Below are 19775 nucleotides of genomic sequence, written 5' to 3' on the forward strand. Positions count from 1 at the left end.
TCGGGAATGACGTCATCAAATGAACTTTGGTAAAATTTTATTTTTCTTCAAACTTGGTGTTGCAATTATTTTCTTGCAAACCTTGTTTTTTAAATTTAATGCAGCGGATGAATCAATTTTTATATTCACGAAGTTAGGTGTTGAACCTTGGGGCAGAATTGCAATGGGAATTCTCGAACTTATGATTGTAATATTTCTTTTTATTCCATTTCTAGTTTGGTTAGGTGCTTTGTTTGGGATCGGATCCATGATGGGTGCGATTTTTGCTCATATTTTCGTCATTGGAATCAATGTAGCGAATGATCACGGTTTATTGTTTGTCTTGGCAATAGTAAATTTTTTAGGCTGTTCTTATATTCTTTATTCCGAAAAAGAAAATTTATTAATGAATATGCAATGGTTATTCAAAAGAATATGATCCATGTTAAGGAGTTGATGTTAATTTTTGCTTCAATAGAAAATTTGATTCTCCAGCTAACTCAAAGAGAATATTCAATGCCACTTTTAATTTTGAGTCAGAGTAGTATATCTCAACATATCCGTCACATTTTAGAGTTTTATCACGAGTTTCTTGTTGGTATGCAGAGAAAGGAAATTGATTTTGATTTAAGAAAAAGATCAAAGCTTTTGGAAGTGGATAGGGAATATACTTTGAAATTCATTGCATCATTACAAAATCAGTTTCAAATTGGGATAGAGGACTTCCCTTTATCAGTTCGAGTCTCAACACATGAAAAAGAGATTCGACCTACTTTGAATACCTCTAGCTTTCGAGAGCTAAGTTACTGTAATGAACACTCTATACACCATATGGCCTTTATAAAAATTGCGCTCACTCATTCATTTCCTCATATAACAGTGCCAGAGGGATTTGGAATAGCCTATTCAACTCAATATGCGAGTCAATTCACTAGCTCCAATTAAAAATTGATTTTAATATAAAATAACATTAATCCGGCTTTCATATCTAACAAAGGTTATCTTTTTTAATAAATTCCTTTTAAAGATTATTTCATAAGCTTTTTCCAGTTCTCATTTGCTTTTGGGATCAATTTTTTTTCGTTTTGATTCCAGGGTATTAGGGTATCTCCGAAGATTCCATCGTAGAATAAATTGATTTTGCCATCGATGATTTTGAACCGCTTTGGATCGATTTCGACTTTATCTCCAGATTCTCCCATCGCATAAGCACACCAACCCCCATATTTCGGTTCAAATTGATCAGGATTTTGCTCGAATATTTTTTTATTTTCGATCGATGAGAAATAATAAATGATACCTTGGTATTCCTTACTGATTTCCTTTTTCCCTTTTATTGGATTGTTGGAGAAATAGGAAACTGGATCAAATCCGTCTATAGCAACCCCATCTGAGTTCAATCGAAAATGTTTTTTTCTAATTTCATTCAGAGAAAACTCAGATTGTGCAAAAATGGAAATCGAGACAACCAAGGTGATTGTGAAAACGATAAATTTTTGGTACTGCATATAAATTCAATTTAGCACAATGGATTGAAATTTGAATGGAGAATTTGCTTTTTTTTCTGTCTATTTGTCTAAAAAAAAATATATCAAATTAACGAATTGCCATATTTCCGATTTATGTTATGATAAGAACTCCAGGTATCCATTGCTCCATTCTATGAAACAATATTTAGTTTTGATTTCCGCTGTCTATTTGATAGCAAACGCTTCCTTATTTAGTGAAACCATTCTCTTTAAATCTGGAGAAAAAGTAGAAGGATCCGTTTTATCACAAGATAAGGATTCAGTGACGATCAAACTGGCAGATGGATATACAAAAGTGTATCCAAAGTCATTGATCCAAAAAGTTTTTTATGGACGGAAATCGGAATCAACTACTCTGAAAAAGGAACCACAAATTTCAGAAAAAGAAAAGAAACTCAAAGAAGAAAAAGAACTCGCATTGAAACAAAAGCAAGAGGAAGAAAATCTCAAAGTCAAGGAAACAAATCAGAAAAAACGTGAGGAACAACTTGCGAATGCGAAACGACATTATTTAGAAGGATCCTTGGGATTGGGGAGTGGAGAGAGCCAATCGGAGCTCCGACCTTTCTTTCAAACCATCCAGTACGCTGGACTTCTTTTTAGTGGGAGTGGTCAAGCTGAGCTTCAATCTACACCATACAAAACTAAAAACCAAACTGCCACAGTACGTTTGTTTTACGCTTGGGACCGTTTCACCATTGAAGTTCGAGGAACAGGGGCTAAAGGAAATTTAGATATTGGTGGTGTTCAGACACTTGCTTTTGGGAGTGGAGGTGGCTCTTCCTCCACTTCAGACAAAACGACAAATGTACTCTTCGGGAACGGTGATACAAAATTTCAAAAACTTTCTACTCGGGTCGGTTTTTCTCCATACCCACACCCTGTGTTAGACCTACAAATTTTGGGAGGGCTGGAAAGGATTTGGACTAAGAGCATCCATGAAGTTGATAGTCTTGGTGGAATGACTGCAACAGGAATGAATCCCAATCGAATCAGTTACAGGAATACAACTAGTTCTCTTAAAGGTTATAGTTTAGGAATTGGATTCGAATGGAAATTTTTGGAAAGGTTTTCTTTACAAGGTCAGGTTTTGTATTTGGATATGCAGGGCCCATCTTCCTTGCGAAGTAATGAATTTCGAATTGATTCCACTTCTTTTCGCTACGGTCAAAATGGTCTAGACTACCAATGGAAATCTACTGGAACTGAAGTGAATGTGAAATTCACAACCAAGATTAAAGATGATTTCAGTGTATTCGTGGAAGCAAGCAATATGACCCTGAATAACAAATTACAGTCAGGTTATATTACAGAAAACGATGGTCGGGGAAATTCTGATCCCTCCCAAATATTACTAAGCTTTTATGGACCAAAAATCTTAATTCCGATGTTGTATGATTCAAAAACAAGTTTGAGTTATATTCAAGTTGGTGCCAATTATCGTTTTAATTTCTAATTAGAAAAGCCAATAAACAATACAATTTGCTACAATTTGAATAGAGATTTTAGCAATTTACGTAAATAAGATGTAATAATTTATTGCCTGCTAATGAGAATTAAATTAATATCTAAATTAGCTTCCAAATGAATTTGAAGAGACAACGATTTTTAAATCTATTCTTAATTTTTTGTTTGTTGGTAGTCAACGTCGAAGATTGCAAACAATTAGAAACGAATAACCTTTGTGATCCAAATTCTGATTCTTTCAAAGAAGTCCAAGTTTTAAAGATCATTACAAAAGACAGTTCTCCTATTTGTGGTAAGGATTATATTTCAACCATTATACCTTATACAATATCAGGTTCAGTAACTGGATTAATCAGTTCTGGTTTAAAACTATCTCTCAACGAAATCATCTTGTTATCAGTTGAAAACGGTAGCAAAAATTTTTATTTTATGAATGTACTAACAAGTGGATCTTCCTATTCTGTAAGAGTTGCCAATCAACCTGCTGGTTTTCTATGTTCAATTTCCAACGGTGATGGAATTGTTAAAAATTCAGATGTGAACTCAGTTTCCGTTTCTTGTGCACCTACATGCAATCCATGTAACCTTTTCTTAACAAATTCAGGATACCCACCGAACCCAGGAAGTGCGAAAAATTTTGATGCTAATTGTGCGGCGGATGCAAATTATCCTGGAACAGGAATTTTTAAAGCAATGGTTGTCGATGGTGTAACCAGAAACGCTTCAGTTTCAGCCAATGCGGGAGATGGACAAATTGATTGGGTTTTTGCACCAAATCGAACGTATCGCCAATCAGAAGGTATCATTGCAACGACGAATTCTGTGGGTTTATTCGTAACTGCTTTGTCGATCAGATTCTCAGTCAATTCAAAATACTGGACTGGACTGAATAGCAATTGGACAACAAATACTACGAACACTTGTGACTTATGGAGAAGTAATACTGGATCCTTTACGGGAGTGATGGGCCAAGGGAATTCTACTTTGATTGCAGACATTACTTCAGGTTGGACTCCTGATCCATGTAATTTAAGTAACCAACAACTAATTTGTGTTGAACAATAATAATTTATCTAAATGACGCCTTTCCTCTGTTAACGGGTGATGGATTCTGTTTGCAATTTCCACTTCTCTGCAGATTTTAAAATTTCTTCGGCAAGCATGGCAAGTCCAGGTCCAGATTTTTTACGATAACAGAGATAAAATTTCCTTTCTGCATTCCAGGCTTCGAAATTAATTTTTTTTAGATTGGGATTCATAGAATATTCGGATAAAAAACCAATTCCTAATCCTGCTTCCAAAGATTTGATCACAGATTCTACACTTCTTAGTTCCATCGCAATGTTGGGGCCATAATCTTTTGAAAACGATTTGATCTTTTTCTCAACTGCTTTTCTAAGAGCGGAACCCGGGTGGAAAAATACGATTGGTTGTTTTTTTAAGTCCTCAATTTTTATTTTCTTTTTTAGAAAGATCGGATGATCTTTTGCGGCACAAGGAAAGATTTGATCAGATAAAAATTCAATCACATTCAGACTAGGTTCTGTAATGGGACCTGTCAAAATTCCAAGATCTACTTCTCCCTTTAACACAGAGTTTTTCGTTTCGCTTGCATCTCCTTCTCTCACAGAAAGAGATAGTCCCTTTCTTTTATTTAGGATTTCTTTCAAAATTTGAGGTAAAATCCATGCAGATACGGTTCCTCCTGCTGAAATGGAAAAGTTCCCTTTCAGATCATTTTCTTTAGAAAAACCAATTTGAATTTCTTCCCATAATGCTTTTAATCTAATCGAATATTGATAGAACCTTTCGCCTTCGTGTGTTAGTCGAACCGACCGCCCACCTCTTTCTAAAACAATGACACCTAATTCTTTTTCTAATAAAAATATTTGTCTGGAGAGGGCGGGTTGCGTTAATCCCAGTCGCATTGCTGCTTTTTGGAATGTACCTGATTCTGAAATTTCTAAAAAGTAAACGATTTGTCTGAATTCCATATGACATATAACAATTAGTTATAGATTATATAAAACCAATTTATTTGCATTATATTAATAAATTTGATACTCTTTTTACCAAGAGGAAAATATGGGACAAACTCTATACGACAAAATTTGGGAAAGCCATCGAATCGTTGAGAATTCAGACTCGGAATCTATTTTATTTGTGGATCGCCATATCTTACATGAAGTGACTTCCGCCCAAGCATTCGAAGGATTAAGAAGTAAAAAAAGAAATGTAAGAAGGAAGGATCTCACCTTAGGAGTTGTGGATCATAATGTTTCTACAAAAGATCGTAAAAATAGAGACGCTGCAGGACAAATCTCCCGTTTGCAGATTGATAAAATGGAAAAAAACTGTAAGGATTTTGGAATCCGTTTGTTTGGTCCAGAAGATCCAGAACAAGGGATTGTACATGTATTAGGCCCTGAATTAGGATTCACAATTCCTGGATCCGTGATTGTATGTGGAGATTCTCATACTGCGACACATGGCGCCTTTGGTGCTTTGGCATTTGGTATCGGAACAAGTGAAGTTGAACATGTGCTCGCGACACAAACTCTTAAACAGGCAAAAACAAAATCAATGTCGATTCGGTTTGTTGGGAGACCTGGATTTGGAATCACTTCAAAGGATGTAGTCCTTGCTCTCATCAATAAGATGGGAACATCAGGAGGAAAAGGATACACAATTGAATATTCCGGTGAATGGATACGTTCTCTTTCGATGGAAGGGAGAATGACACTTTGTAATATGAGTATCGAAGCGGGTGCAAGGGCAAGTCTCGTTTCACCAGACCAAATCACATTTGATTATTTGAAAGATAGAAAACTAATTCCGAAAGGTGAGAATTTTCAAAAAGCAATCAAATATTGGAAAACATTTTTTACCGATCATGATGCAGTTTTCGATGAGATGATCGAATTTGATATTTCTAAAATAGAACCGCAGGTCACCTGGGGAACAAATCCTTCTCAAACTATTTCCATCGATGGAGTGATCCCTAATCCAGAAGATTTAGAAGATATTCGAGCAAGAGAAACTGCAAAGAATGCTTTGGCGTATATGGATTTAAAACCAGGCACTCCCATTTCTGAAATTAGAATTGATAGGGTATTCATAGGTTCCTGCACAAATGCAAGGATAGAAGATTTACGATCTGCTGCAGAAGTAGCAAAAGGAAAAAAAATCCATCCCGATGTGCAAGCATTGGTGGTTCCAGGTTCAGGAACCGTGAAACGTCAAGCAGAATCAGAAGGATTGGATCAAATTTTCAAAGAAGCTGGATTCGAATGGAGAGAGCCAGGTTGTTCTCTATGCCTTGCTATGAACGACGATGTTTTAAGACCAGGTGAAAGATGTGCATCCACTTCTAACCGTAACTTCGAAGGGAGGCAAGGAAGGGGAGGCAGAACTCATTTAGTCAGCCCTTCCATGGCAGTCGCGGCAGCAGTGACAGGAAAATTTACAGATGTGAGGAATTTGGTATGAGCGTACAAAATTGGACAATCCATTCTGGAGTTGCTGTTTCAATCCCGAGAGAAGATATTGATACGGACCAAATACTTCCTAAACAATTTATGAAATTGATTGATAAGAAGGGTTTTGGAATCCATTTGTTTCATGATTGGAGATATTTAGACTTAGAAGGAAAAATTCCGAATCCAGAATTCATTTTGAACCAAGAAGGGTTTACGAATGTTAGTGTGCTAATCGCTGGAAAAAATTTCGGATGTGGCTCGAGTAGAGAACATGCACCTTGGGCTCTTTCTGATTTCGGATTCAGAGCAATTTTAGCCCCATCATTTGCTGATATCTTTTCGATTAATTCTGCAAAGAATGGGATCGCACTTGTTTGTTTGAAAGAAGAAGAAATTTCCTTTCTCCATGATTGGGTTTCAAAAAATCCAGGATCACAAGTTAAGATCAATTTAGAAACGTTGGAAGTAGAAGCGGGAGAACAAACATTCTTTTTCCAATTAGATACTGCTTCAGTGAATCGGATCCGAAATGGCTGGGATGATATTGATATTACTTTAAAAAATGCAAAGGAAATTTTGGAATTCGAAAGGATACGAAAAAAAGAACAATCGTTTTTGGAGGTGCAATGGTGATCTGTGTACTCGATTTTCTGCGAGAGGGATAGTAAGGGCGCGTTAGCGGTCGCTTTCTTGCGACCGAAGCCCTGAATAGCCCGGTCCCCATCTTATAACAGCTGTAAATTGTTATGAATCGATTGTTCTCCAGATTCTAAACTTTGGGGACTCGCTCCAGAAAAAATAGGAAAGAACTAAAGACACCAAATACTGAATACATGCTAAAGTTGAATCTGACTTTAATTTATCATAACGTGTGTTAGTAAAGTTAACTTTTTCAGATGTTTTAATCAGTTCAGGCGATGCACAAGAAGGATCACTGAATCTGGATTTGTTCAAGACACGAAAAAAATCGATTCCTTTCAAAAATTTATCAGAAAATTTCCCACATCAGCAAGTGATTCAATTGCATACTCAATTAGATTCGATTTTAAAAGTATTTTGATGTCTTAATACCCAATTTTCTTTTTTATTTTTTCTTTCCCAACGAAATGTCGTATCGATAATTCTATTTGGTGAGAATCTAAAATTGCGAAACAAACTTTTAGATTCCATCCTTTTTCGATGATGAAAAGATTGTGCGTTCGTATATAATTGGCTTGTTGTTAATCTTGGCACCAATATTGAAATTCTAATTTACCTTAAGTGACATTTGTTTGAAGATTGCCAAAAATTTCAAGAATGCCATTTTGAAAATCGGCAACCAAATTTATGTTAGTTTTTTTTTATCAATTTAATTTGAAATGGAATAAGGGTTCACACAAAGTGCCTCTTTTTTTCTGCTTATAGTTGAGGTTTTAATTGTATCATTTGAATTTTTTTTAGGGGAATAATCTAGATCATAAATACTATAAAATATTGAAGTCATCGAGCATCGATTCTGTGAGTCTGTGTTTCATCGATTTGTATGCTTATATTTTACTGGAATTTTTAGAGACATAATGTTTAGAAGAATCCACAAACCCCCGCCCGAGTTAGGGTGGAGGGGAGTGGCTCGTGGGCAGGTGGCTTTCCCCCGCTAACACAAATCGATCACTCTGTAAATGAGCTTTCCCAAAACCCAATTTTATTTTGAAATCATTTCGCCTTTTCGCAATCAAGGGATCTCTCGATTCGTAGATTGGATCAGATAGTAAACCAATTGGCTAACTTTTGTCATTGTCATGAATTCTGCCTTTGCTAATAGTTAACTAAATGGATAACTATCGAAATTCAGATTTAGTATTGTACCTACACCCGCTTGCTTCCTTTTGCCATAAGGTTCTTATCGCTTTATATGAAAACGGCACGAAGTTTGAATCGAAGTTAGTCGACCTTTCAGATAACGATTCTCGGGATGAACTTTTGTCCCAGTGGTCTGTTGGAAAGATACCGATACTTCGAGACCGTTTGCGCAAGAAGACCATACCTGAAACGAGCATTATCATTGAGTATCTAGATATGAATTATCCGGGAAAAGTGAAACTTATACCAGATGACCCAAACTTGGTATTGGAAGTTAGGTTATGGGATCGTTTTTTTGATATGTATGTAAGTGATCCAATGCAAAAAATAGTTTTGGATCAAATTCGACCAAATGGTAAACATGATCCATATGGAGTGGATCAGTCAATTACGAAGCTATCTATCGCCTATGGAATGTTAGAGGCACAATTAAACTCTAAAGAATTCATTGCTGGCGAATTTTTTAGTATGGCTGATTGTTCTGCGGTTCCTGCTTTGTTTTTTGCTGATACAATTCTTAGTTTTCGAAATGATTATCCTAAACTGACAAATTATTTTGAAAGATTATTGAAAAGACATTCGGTGATGCGTACAATCGAAGAAGCGGAACCATATTTTCAATTTTATCCATTTTATGATAAAATACCAAAAAAATTTATAAAAAAACTATCTGAGTAATTTCATTTACTAGATCGAATCCAATACATTACACTAAGAACAAAATGAATTCTCCAAATTTGGAAAGTATTTTTCATGCATTAGCTGATCGTAGTCGTTTGCAAATGGTCGAAAGACTGAGTAATGGACCTGCTTCAGTGAAAGAAATTGCCGAACCTTTCGGTATGGCACTCCCATCTATTTTAAAACATTTAAAAGTTTTGGAAGATGTTGGCATTGTCATATCACAAAAATCTGGTAGAGTCCGCACTTACCAATTGGATCCCAAAAATTTAATGGGAATCAATGATTGGTTGGAAGAAAGAAAAAAAACTTGGAATCGTAATTTTGATCGATTAGGAAATTTTTTAATCGAATCATCTTTAGAAAATTCAGACGGAGGATAAAGTGAACACAAACCAAGTCACCATTTCTACATTTACTATCGAAAGAATTTTACCTAGTTCCAAAGATCGAGCATTTGCTGCATGGTCAAATAAAGAATCAAAACGAAGATGGTTTGCATGCCATGATGATTGGATTACTGCTGAATTTGAAATGGATTTTAAAGTGGGTGGAAAGGAGACGAATCTCGTTTTGACTCCATCTGGGAGTCGGCATTCATTAGATGCTACTTATTATGACATTATACCGAATGAAAGAATTGTTTATGCATTTGGCATGTATGTAAATGGTATGAGAGTTTCCATTTCACTAGTAACAGTTTTATTTGAATCTATATTAGAAGCAAGAACACGTATGGTATTTACGGAACAGATTGTACTTTTGGATCCAACGGTAAAAGACGGAACATCAAAAATAGAGATTCAAAGTCGTGAAAAAGGTACAAATGCAGGATTTGACCGATTAGTGAAAGAACTTTCATGAATTCTCGAATCTCGTATAATGATTCGTTTCGTTAATCAATTTGTTTGCTTTCTAGAAAATTTTTCTCGGAAAACACTTGGTTTCTTCCATTTTTTTTGGCTTTATATAAATACTCATCGGCTATGTTGATGATTGTCTCAGGATTTGAATTTTTATCTTTTAAAATTGAAAGACCAACACTGGTAGAACAATGGAATCGTTTCCCATTCGCATAGATTGAAAGGGAGTGAAAGTTTGTTCGTATTTTCTCTGCTACGATAATAGAACCATCTAGATCAGTATTGGGCAATAAAACAAGGAACTCTTCTCCTCCCCATCTGGCAGGAAAGTCTTGCTTGCGGAGAGAAGTTTTGAGGACTGTTGCAAATTCGATTAAAACTCGATCACCAATTTCATGTCCATAGGTATCATTGATTGATTTAAAATGATCTAAATCAAATAAAAGAAAGGCAATGGGGTAGGGAGAAACACTTCGATGTTGTCTTGCCATTTCAATTTCCAAATTGGAAAAAAAAGATCGACGATTAGAAATTCCAGTCAATGGATCGGTCATAGCAATTGCCAAAAGTTTTTCATTCAAATCAGATAAAGAATAAAACAATTTGGAGACGATTTGGTTTACGATGAATGCACTCCCTCCCAGTAAGATAGAGGAAATAAAAATACTAAGAAGAGTTGGTTTCACGGGAGGCATTAGTATATTCACTAATGGCAATGCTTCGAAATATACTAAAAATCCCATGGAGCTAAACAACACAGTTGCAAGAAAGGCATTGTAAGTTCCGTAATTTCTATCAAGTGACATACTACTTAGGGCTATTGATCCTAGGTATCCCAAAATAAAAAAGGAAGTAATATGACCTGTTCCATAAGCAAGAACCGTTAACCAAATTAAATCGAAGGTTGCCGGAATATAACCACTCCACCAAAGTTCTTTTTCCACTAAAATTTCAAAATGAATCAAAAGATACCAAGTGATTGAAAACAAAAGATGAACTGAACCAATCGTGACAATCCAAGGCAGTTGGAAATGATAAAATACCAAAACCATAATCAGCGTGTACAAACAACGTGCTAAATTTGCTGTTTGAAATTTTTCAGTGGATTTTGAGTTTGCTTTATGATCAAGATTTTCGAGCGGTTGTACCATTTTGCCAACATCCCAGCTAATTGTTGCAGTCTGTCAGTAAGGGACGAAGGAATAAAAGAATATCAAACGAATTGAAAGAAAAAAAATATTTTGAATCTGATTCTTTTGTATTTTAGATGATTCGAATTTATCGATCCCATGTTGGGAAACTCTGAGAAAAGGTATTATTTCGGATTTGATAGTCAAACTTTTTTCAAATCTCTACTTTCTTCTAAAAATCTTCCCCTCTCATTTCATATTGGAATTTGTTTTCATTCATGACCTAGTTTTGGAAGCAAAAGTGATTTGGTTATTACCAAAATCTTTCGTTCCAATTTCAACATTCGAAGAGCACATAATCCAAGAGACCGAATTTTCTGTACCTTTGAAGTTTCTCTCCATTCCTTTTAATGAAATTCCATAGTCCTCTTCAATAGCGTAAAAAGGAAAAGGTGCTAGGATCCCTTGCATTGACTTATTGTCGAATCAAATGTTTTATAGATCATCACTCAGTGAATTTCTTCCGAACAACCTAACTTCTTACCTGGAAATACAAAGGTAATTTTGGATTCTTCATCTGATCTGTGATTTTGGTAGTTGAATTGGCACGAGAATTTGTGCAGAATGAAAAAAAAATCATCTTTTCCTTTACATTTAACAAACTTTCATTTACGGTTTCCACCGTAATGACTCAAGTTAGGTTATTTGTTTTTTTGTTAGTTTTCCCTTTTCCATTACTCATTGCTTCTCCTCCCAATACAAGGATCACTACCGTTCTCAAAAATGGCCAAGGAGAATATCCGATTGGTTACCATATGGAGATCTTTACCCACCAACCAAATGAAAATCTAACGTTTGAAGAGGTTCGCAAATCGAAATTGTTTGAAGAAAGTAAATCGCTCTCTCCAAATTTTGGTTTCACAAAAAATGTATATTGGGTTCGTTTTGAGTTATACAATGATTCGAAAGAAAAGGATTGGTTCATTCATTTGTCCTATCCGCTTTTGGATAAAATTGAATTTTATGAATGGAATGAAAAAACATGGAGAAAAATCATTACTGGTGACTCGTATATTTTTTCACAAAGACCGTTAGATGAAAAAAGTTTTATTTTTCCGGTCCAAATCCATTCTAAAAAAAATCCAATCTACTATTTTCGATTTGAAAGTGAAGGAACGGTTCAATTCCCAATCACAGTTTATTCACATGAAAGATTTTTGAAACTAAAAGAGAAGGAAAATTTATCACTTGGAATTTACTATGGAATCTTATTTGTTCTCATCATTTATAATTTAATCTTATTGTTTATGTTGAGAGACCTGGGATATCTCTATTACCTTTTGTATATTAGTTTATATGGTCTTTCTCAGTCGGTACTCAATGGTTTGGCGTTTCAAATTTTTTGGCCTAATTCACCGTATTGGGCAAATATAAGTTTACCTTTTGTTGGAGGATTTTCTTTGTTTTGGGGCCTTCAGTTTACGAGAAGTTTTTTAAATACAAAGAAAAATACTCCAAAGTTAGATAAAATTCTTATCGTATTAATGATTTTTATGTTTTGTTTGATGGTTTCCTCATTTGTTTTTTCTTACTATATCAATATTTATCTACTCGCATCACTCGTTATGTTATTTGCTGTTTTTGTTTTTCTCGTTGCAGTTGTTTGTTGGGACAAAGGATACAAACCTGCAAGATATTTTCTAATTGCATGGGTAGCTTTACTATTTGGCGTCGGGATCTATTCTCTCAAAGGTTTTGGGATTTTGCCTGCAAACCTTGTCACTGAATACGGATTACAAGCTGGTTCTGCTATCGAGATGTGTTTGTTATCATTGGGGTTGGCATATAAAATTAAACTTGCGAATTCAGATAAAAACAAAGCAGAAAGAAAAATGGCATCTTATAAAGTGAAGTTACAGGATGCCAAGTTGGTTTCCTCTCGCTTAGAAGTAGAGCTATTAAAAAATAATATACACCCTCATTTTTTACTAAATTCAATCAATGCAACAATCATTTGGTTGGATGAAGATCCTGAAACCGCAAAACAACTTTTAAGTGCACTGTCCGAAGAGTTACGTTCCATCCTAAAATTAACGAATAAAAAAACAATCTCGATTGCAGAAGAGATAAATATTTGCAAACGATACTTGGAAATTATGAGTTTACGTAAAGAATCAAAATTTGAATTCAAATCAGAAGGGGTCACAAACAAAGATATAATTCCACCCATTGTTCTACTTACCTTGGTTGAGAATGGATTAACTCATGGTTATCAAGGCAAACATTCGGGGTTATTCACCCTAAAGAAAAAAAGAGAAAAAAATAAAACGAAATATATTTTGTTCAATGATGGTCTTCCGACAACGAAGTCTGATTCCCTCGGAACTGGTATCAAATACATCAAATCCAGATTACAGGAAGCATTTCCCAATCGTTGGGATTTTTCTTCGAAAGTAGTGAAGGGAGGTTGGGAAAATACAATCACTGTATTAGATTGAGGTAGATTGGTGCACTTGGCGCTACAAAAGTGCTGGTGGCACTTTTTTTTTGGTAATTTATCTTATTCCCATTAGTATCTCGCAAGGGATACTAAGATGAAAACAAAACTATTTCTAATATACATTTTGTTAATGGCAACAAACGTAAGTATGGCGGAACCAACATTAAAAAAAGAAGATAAAGGGGTTGGTCAGCAACACAACCAACAAAATGAAGATAAAAAAATTGATGACGCAGAAGTTGAAAAATACTACGCAAAATTAAAATACCCTCCTGGATTTTACCAAGGTGCCTTTTTAATCAGCTTTATGGGAGGAGGAAGTTTAGCACCAAGTGGATCATTTATTAGTCACGAAAAAAATTACGATAGTGCATTACAATACCGAGTTGTGACAAAAGAAGTGAGCCAAGATTATTATCCACAAGCCGCTGTCAGGAGCCAAGATCCAGGGCTTTATTTTAAACCAACTTATACACCTGGAGTGGCATCTCAATTTGACTTTGAATATGGTTGGCGTGAAAAAATTGGACTTGGTTTCACTATCATGCAAAACTCATTGAATGCCAAACGGCAAGATATTATTCCTGGATTATCTTATTATAAAGAATATGTTGATCCTTTTCCAAGAGAACGAACAATTTATAGAGGAAATTCGATGAGTTTTCTTGCAACTTACCATCCAATTCCAAGAAATTTTTTTGATCCATATTTAGTAGCAAGAGCTGGCGTTGTATCTTTTACTGGTGAGGCTCATGCAGGTTTAACGCATGATAAATTTGTGTATAGCAATCAAATATCGAGTGGGATTGGAAGTATCGTTGGTGTTGGTGGTGGGTTAAATATTTATTTGGGTCGTTACTTTGGAATCAAAGCAGAAGTTGATTACTACCGCGAGTTTTTAAAAGCAGATCAATTTTCAATGCGAACTTTAAATTCATACCAAGCAATGATTGGTGTATTTGTGAACTTATCTAATGTCCAATATCGATTGGAACAATACTAATACAGGGGAAACTTTTGAGAATACTGATCGTAGAGGATGAAGTTGTTGCTGCTAGAGGGTTGGAACGTATTTTACGTGAACTATTGGGTAGTAAAATTTCATCTCTGCGGATGGAAAAAAGTTTACTTGGATCACAATGTTTTCTCCAAGAGAATCAAATTGATCTACTATTTTTAGACTTAAATTTGGATGGTGATATAGGTTTTGATTTATTAAGAGAGACTTCGGCGGCTTCCTTTATCACAATCATCACTTCTGGTAACATTCAAGAAGCTATACGTGCTTTTGAATTTGGTGTATTGGATTTTGTACCAAAACCAATTTCAAAAGAACGAATTGAAAAAGCTTTAAAGAAATATTATTCAAATTCTGGTCAAAATAAAACAAAATATATTGGTGTGAAGGAAGAACAAAATTTAAAATTAGTAGCATCAAAGAATATCTTGTACATTGAAGCTGATGATAAACGGGTCAAAATATTTCAGAAGAATGGAGAAGTGCATCTTCACAATAAAAGCTTGGAGTTTGTCTCTAAAATTTTACCATCAAATTTTATTAGAATTCACCGTTCTTTTCTCGTCAATCTAAAGTGTATCAAACAGATCTTCGTTTCACAAGGAGGCTTTTACCAAGTCGAATTGGTGACGGGAACAAAATTGAAGATGGGGAGAAATTTTTACAAAGAATTAAAAACAAAATTAAATCAATTTGTGAGTAGATCCTAATTTTTCAATGATCCATTAATATATATCTACTAATTAAAAATGGCTAACCATTCGATGAGAAATTAGCCATTTCAATTTTATTTCGAAGATATGATTAGTTGTTTCCAGACAATTTTTGTGCTTCTTCGCATTCAGGGATATTTACTTTTTCTTTTGTCCCTTTGAAAGAATCACATGTTAGTTTGCCAAAAGCATTGATACATTTTTCAAAGGATTCCACTTGTTCCGCAGTCACTTCTTTTTTTTCTTCGATACGTTTCTTCTCTGCTTCTTTCATTTTTTGATCAAAGAAGGAGATACAATTTTCTTCAGACTGCATAAAAGGTGGGATCATGTTTCTGTATGCAGGCGGAATTTTCGCAAACTCATCTTTTGTGCACTCAATTGTTTTAGAACACATTGTCTTTTGGAATTTTGGAACTAATTCCTTTAGTTTGGCTTCAGGTGATTGTGAAAGTTTATTACATGCCATGAAAGACAAAAGTGTTAGAAGAGTAATGATTGTTTTGGAAAGAAATTTCATAAATACTTCCGATTGTTAAAACTTGACCAAATTTATAAATTTCCGATTGTTTTGAAAAGGAAAAATTTATAAATTTGGTATTGTTAATTAAAATCAATCTAATTGTTTTTTCTTTTATCCAATAGAAACCGTAATGCACCTGTAGACCAAAGTGCCCAAAGGATTAGGACTGGTTGGAAAAATAATCGAATGAATCTTTTTTCATCTGTGTCGAGTCCAAAAGCACTAATTCCATTTGTGTATTGGGAAATGTTCCCCGGGAAAATCAGAACAAAAAATATAGCAAGTAGAATACCAACACGGATTCTTTCCTTTGCCCAAAATAAAAGGGAAAGACCAAAAATGATTTCCACGACACCCGAAGATAAAACAACAAAATCCATAAACATTGGATCTTGCGGTAAAAACCGAGGTACTTGTGCTAAAAATTCTTGCCTTTGGAATGTTAGGTGACCTACACCAGCGACTGTCATAAAAAGACCAAGTATTGTTCTTAGAATGTTTTGTAGTAGATTTGTTTGCATGATTTCTCCTAGATATTATAGACTGATTGACTCATTGTTAAACGAATGATTTTTAAAAGATAGTTAAATTTGTTCAGAAATCCAATCGAAAGAATGGTAATACCATTTTCAAATTTTTCTGAATTTTTGAAATCCCTGTAAAAATAGAGCTCCCCGATTTCTTTTTCTCTTTTTTAGTGACTTAATTTTGGTCGTTAAAAAATCAATTTCGAGTAATTTTAAATCGATTGGTGTTGCCAAAGATATAGGTTTTTTTATCGTATAATGATCTATGAAAGGTTACTTGCGATTCTACTTTTTGATCAGTTTTTTTATCTTTGGCACATTATGTTCCATGGGAACTTTTTTTGCACTCCATTTCATCAAAAGTACGGAAGTTCAGTTTTTGTCACAAATTTTATTTTCGTTATTAGTCATTGCTCCTATTAGCATTTGTTTTGGAATACTTTTCGGAAACTGGATCACTTCTATTTTTATGAAACTTGAATCAGCTTTTAAAGAAGTAGGTTTAGGCAATTTAGGAATTCAAATTCAGTATAAAAAAAATGATATTTTTCGAGATTTTTACCATAGTTTTCATCGGATGATTTTAGCTCAGAGTGAACTGATCCAACACATTAAATCATCTGCATCGACATTATCGAATGAGTCTATAGAAATGAAAAAAATTACCAGTGAGTTTGCATTGAATTTGCAATCCCAATCTGCCGCAACAGAAGAGGTTTCTGCTTCTATCGAAGAGATTTCGGGTGTTGCCACTTCTATATCCAATATCGCTAATGAAAATAAAGATAGTATGTCCGATCTTAAAGAGAAGGTGGAATCACTTTCAACTGCAATTGATGAAACTGCTGACACAGTTAACGAAACTTTAACATCTATCCAATTGATCATCGATAAAGCAGAATCTGGTAAAACTTCATTAAAGTTGATGAATGATGCAATGGAAAATCTTACATCAAGTTCAACTGAAATATCTCGGACAGTCGATATTATAAGTAAAATTAGTGAACAAGTGAATATGTTAGCGCTCAATGCATCCATTGAAGCTGCTAGAGCTGGTGATGCAGGTAGAGGATTTGCAGTTGTAGCGGACGAAGTATCAAAACTAGCAGAAAGGACTGCCAGTGCAGTAAAAAGTATTGATCAATTAATCAAAAAAAACCAAAGAGATGTTGAGTTGGGGCGAGAGAGAATTGATTCCACAACTTTTGAAATCCAATCCATTATAGGAACCATCGATATCATTTCGAATCATATTGAGGACGTAAGGAATGCAATTGTATCTCAAAAGAATGTTGAGAGTAAACTTTTCGAGTTAGCTCAGTTTGTGAAAGAAAGATCTGAAGAAATTAAAAATGCAGTTAGTGAACACAAAACGGCAACTAACGAAGTGATGGTATCTGTATCTTCTATAAGCGAAATTTCATTTAAAAATTCAGAACAAAGTGAGTTTTTAGCAGATAATCTCAAACAATTTAATAGTACGACAGATAAATTGATATCCATGGTGAATCTTTTTAGAACGAACGAGACCATTTCTCATCAAAAAGATTTTGTTAGAGATTCTAAAACCCATCGTCTTGAGTTTACTTCTGAAATTGGAGATATTTATTACGTTCCAGATCATCATTTGATAGAAGTAGTTTGGAAACCGGATTATTCCGATGATGGATACAAAACGATCCTATTGAATGCACTAGAAGTGATTGATAGATGGAAGGTATCAAAGTGGTTAGCTGACACGAGACAAATTGGTTTGGTTTCGAAAACTGGTCAAGAGTGGGTAAACAGCGAATGGTTTCCTAAAGCAAGTAATTCTACACTTCGAAAAATGGCAGTTGTAGTACCCGAATCAGCACTTTCTGCAATTTCTATCGAAGATACCACATTAAAAACTGGTCTTGTAGAAATGAAGTCAGTGCCAAATATGGAAGCTGCCTGGAAATGGTTAACTTGATTTAGTTTGAAAATTACTTAATTTATCGAACGAAAAAAACTTCATATATGTCTTATATAATAAAAGACTATAAAGTTTAAAATTCGGCGCGATGATTACTTATGCTATCATTTTCATCCATATTGATTGGAAGTATTTCTTAATTCTTTTATTTATTTTTATCAGCATCCATTTTTCAGTTTTTGCTGAATCAAATAAATCGAAACAAAATAAAAATGAGAAAATGGAATCTAATTTAACAGAGGAACTTAATTCTGATGATGAATTAGTAACAATCGATGTTACTCACGAAGTAGTAAGTGATTTTGTTTGGCGTGGTCAGAGTTTTTCTGGCGATTATATTTCAAGAAGAGACAATCTTCCTTATAAAAGTTTCGCAGAAGCTTACACTTACGTGCCTGTTGCAAGAATCTCTCATAAGAATGGTTTTTTCTTTGAAATGGAAGCCAACATTGCATTAAAAGGTCGTGGGGATCGAGATTCTGATCAAAGGATCCAAGCATATCCAGGGGGGAATCCAATTGATCTTAATAAGTGGGCAAATCAGATTGTTACTCCTCAGAATTACGAAACGATCTTTTACGATCCAACGAATGCTCTTTATGCGGAAAGTTGTAATACTTCGTTACCAAATGATCCCTTTTTAAATCCATGCTCAATTAACCCAATACAAATCAAACCATTCCCAGAAAAAAACGGATTGGCAAGGACGGATGGACTTTTTACTACGTTTGCCTATGAAATGGAAACTAGACGATTGGGAACATTCACTGTAGGTTCTTGGTGGTATTTTAAAAAGGATCGATCATCAAAAAATACTTGGAATGAATATTTCATTTGGTGGGAATTACCTTGGATGCAAGGAATATTAAACCCTACACTTCAATCATTCAAACAAACATCTGCAAACACTCAGGCTGGTTATTCAAGTCAATACACTTCATTATCCTTTGGTCATCATTTTCTAAAGGATAAAGATATTTCAGTAGAGCTGACAACTAACATCGGGTATGTTTGGGTAAATAATCCAGAATCGCAAAAGTCTGGTTTAAATGATATTACTTCAACAATCAAATTTATATGGAATCAATATTTTCTTTCGTTGAATCATGCTCACCGACCAGATATAAATTTATATGACAACGATAAAATTTACTTTAGAAATTCTGAATCTAATCCTCAAGTTTTGAATTTTTCTGAAAGGGACGGAGCGACCGCTGATCCATCTAAATTGTATGGTGTTTCGAATGAGTTAGTAGATCGAGTTATCAACCAATTTGACGCGAGTGATTTAATTCAAGATTTTGCTAAAAATAAGTTACAAAGTCAGATGATTCCTAGAAATTTATTTTGGATTGGATTGGGGATGAATCAAACGTTTTAGATTACCTTTAAAATATTCATGATAAATTTTCATTTTGTTTATTAGTTCATTTAATTGTATATACCATGATATTAATATGAAGCATTTAAATATAACCGATTGAGGGTAGTACTTATAACGTTTGAATTTAGGATCTGACTTTCTTTTAGTAAAGAAAAGCAGAGTCCGGATCTAATTTTACAAGTCCTG

At 34.6% G+C, this 19775-nt stretch carries 19 protein-coding genes; 14 read left to right on the forward strand and 5 right to left on the reverse strand.

What is annotated here, in order from left to right; all coding sequences use genetic code 11:
• The first annotated feature begins 19 nt into the window (after positions 1-19).
• Together EHQ43_RS15315 and EHQ43_RS15320 are read left to right on the forward strand one after the other, a co-directional pair.
• Positions 20-418 carry a DoxX-like family protein gene (locus tag EHQ43_RS15315; protein WP_135771644.1) on the forward strand — a complete coding sequence of 133 codons (399 nt, stop codon included), beginning with the start codon at positions 20-22 and terminating at the stop codon, positions 416-418.
• A 77-nt stretch (positions 419-495) separates the two neighbouring features.
• Positions 496-924, forward strand: a complete 429-nt coding sequence (locus tag EHQ43_RS15320) for a DinB family protein (RefSeq protein WP_135754753.1) — start codon at positions 496-498, stop codon at positions 922-924.
• Between the two features lie 83 nt (positions 925-1007).
• Here the strand turns inward: EHQ43_RS15320 and EHQ43_RS15325 are convergent, their stop codons facing one another.
• Entirely contained in the window at positions 1008-1487 is a 480-nt protein-coding gene (locus tag EHQ43_RS15325; protein ID WP_135771645.1) for a YHS domain-containing (seleno)protein, read from the reverse strand.
• A gap of 154 nt (positions 1488-1641) precedes the next feature.
• Here EHQ43_RS15325 and EHQ43_RS15330 point away from each other — a divergent pair, with 154 nt between their 5' ends.
• Together EHQ43_RS15330 and EHQ43_RS15335 are read left to right on the forward strand one after the other, a co-directional pair.
• Positions 1642-2964, forward strand: coding sequence for an LA_0442/LA_0875 N-terminal domain-containing protein (locus EHQ43_RS15330; RefSeq protein WP_135771646.1), 1323 nt, complete (start codon positions 1642-1644; stop codon positions 2962-2964).
• 128 nt (positions 2965-3092) lie between these two features.
• The gene (locus EHQ43_RS15335) at positions 3093-4040 is read left to right on the forward strand and encodes a DUF1554 domain-containing protein (RefSeq protein WP_135771647.1); all 948 of its coding nucleotides are present in this window, start codon (positions 3093-3095) and stop codon (positions 4038-4040) included.
• Between the two features lie 29 nt (positions 4041-4069).
• On the opposite strand, the gene EHQ43_RS15340 is transcribed toward EHQ43_RS15335, so the two are convergent.
• Positions 4070-4969, reverse strand: a complete 900-nt coding sequence (locus EHQ43_RS15340) for a LysR family transcriptional regulator (RefSeq protein ID WP_135771648.1) — start codon at positions 4967-4969, stop codon at positions 4070-4072.
• Positions 4970-5060: 91 nt separating this feature from the next.
• Between EHQ43_RS15340 and leuC the strand changes: the two genes are divergently transcribed.
• The 5 genes from leuC (at position 5061) to EHQ43_RS15365 (ending at position 9838) form a co-directional block, all read left to right on the forward strand.
• Positions 5061-6464: a 3-isopropylmalate dehydratase large subunit gene (gene leuC / locus EHQ43_RS15345; protein WP_135771649.1), complete on the forward strand. Its 1404-nt coding sequence runs from the start codon at positions 5061-5063 to the stop codon at positions 6462-6464.
• A complete protein-coding gene (gene leuD, locus EHQ43_RS15350; RefSeq protein WP_135771650.1) occupies positions 6461-7087 on the forward strand; it encodes a 3-isopropylmalate dehydratase small subunit in 627 nt (208 codons plus the stop codon). The genes leuC and leuD overlap by 4 nt, the downstream gene beginning before the upstream one ends.
• Positions 7088-8263: 1176 nt before the next feature.
• Positions 8264-8971, forward strand: coding sequence for a glutathione S-transferase family protein (locus tag EHQ43_RS15355; protein ID WP_135771651.1), 708 nt, complete (start codon positions 8264-8266; stop codon positions 8969-8971).
• Positions 8972-9015: 44 nt separating this feature from the next.
• Positions 9016-9357, forward strand: a complete 342-nt coding sequence (locus EHQ43_RS15360; RefSeq protein ID WP_135741461.1) for an ArsR/SmtB family transcription factor — start codon at positions 9016-9018, stop codon at positions 9355-9357.
• A gap of 1 nt (position 9358) precedes the next feature.
• Positions 9359-9838 (forward strand): SRPBCC family protein, encoded by a 480-nt coding sequence (locus EHQ43_RS15365; RefSeq protein WP_135741462.1) that lies wholly within the window; start codon positions 9359-9361, stop codon positions 9836-9838.
• Between the two features lie 31 nt (positions 9839-9869).
• On the opposite strand, the gene EHQ43_RS15370 is transcribed toward EHQ43_RS15365, so the two are convergent.
• Positions 9870-10988: a GGDEF domain-containing protein gene (locus EHQ43_RS15370; RefSeq protein ID WP_244242843.1), complete on the reverse strand. Its 1119-nt coding sequence runs from the start codon at positions 10986-10988 to the stop codon at positions 9870-9872.
• A 794-nt stretch (positions 10989-11782) separates the two neighbouring features.
• Here EHQ43_RS15370 and EHQ43_RS15375 point away from each other — a divergent pair.
• The 3 genes from EHQ43_RS15375 (at position 11783) to EHQ43_RS15385 (ending at position 15195) form a co-directional block, all read left to right on the forward strand.
• Positions 11783-13465, forward strand: a complete 1683-nt coding sequence (locus EHQ43_RS15375; protein ID WP_425269657.1) for a 7TM diverse intracellular signaling domain-containing protein — start codon at positions 11783-11785, stop codon at positions 13463-13465.
• Between the two features lie 96 nt (positions 13466-13561).
• The gene (locus EHQ43_RS15380) at positions 13562-14470 is read left to right on the forward strand and encodes a hypothetical protein (RefSeq protein WP_135771652.1); all 909 of its coding nucleotides are present in this window, start codon (positions 13562-13564) and stop codon (positions 14468-14470) included.
• Between the two features lie 14 nt (positions 14471-14484).
• Entirely contained in the window at positions 14485-15195 is a 711-nt protein-coding gene (locus EHQ43_RS15385; RefSeq protein WP_135771653.1) for a LytR/AlgR family response regulator transcription factor, read from the forward strand.
• A 94-nt stretch (positions 15196-15289) separates the two neighbouring features.
• Here EHQ43_RS15385 and EHQ43_RS15390 read toward each other — a convergent pair whose 3' ends face one another.
• Positions 15290-15718 carry an LA_2478/LA_2722/LA_4182 family protein gene (locus tag EHQ43_RS15390; protein ID WP_135741466.1) on the reverse strand — a complete coding sequence of 143 codons (429 nt, stop codon included), beginning with the start codon at positions 15716-15718 and terminating at the stop codon, positions 15290-15292.
• Positions 15719-15816: 98 nt separating this feature from the next.
• Positions 15817-16242 (reverse strand): DoxX family protein, encoded by a 426-nt coding sequence (locus EHQ43_RS15395; protein ID WP_135741467.1) that lies wholly within the window; start codon positions 16240-16242, stop codon positions 15817-15819.
• A 334-nt stretch (positions 16243-16576) separates the two neighbouring features.
• On the opposite strand from EHQ43_RS15395, the gene EHQ43_RS15400 reads away from it, so the two are divergent.
• Together EHQ43_RS15400 and EHQ43_RS15405 are read left to right on the forward strand one after the other, a co-directional pair.
• On the forward strand, positions 16577-18202 hold the full coding sequence (locus tag EHQ43_RS15400) for a methyl-accepting chemotaxis protein (protein ID WP_244242845.1): 1626 nt from the start codon (positions 16577-16579) through the stop codon (positions 18200-18202).
• A 91-nt stretch (positions 18203-18293) separates the two neighbouring features.
• Positions 18294-19586, forward strand: a complete 1293-nt coding sequence (locus EHQ43_RS15405) for a hypothetical protein (RefSeq protein WP_167481807.1) — start codon at positions 18294-18296, stop codon at positions 19584-19586.
• Positions 19587-19775: the final 189 nt, after the last annotated feature.

Origin of the sequence: Leptospira bouyouniensis (assembly GCF_004769525.1) — a bacterium.
GTDB classification, from domain to species: Bacteria; Spirochaetota; Leptospiria; order Leptospirales; family Leptospiraceae; genus Leptospira_A; species Leptospira_A bouyouniensis.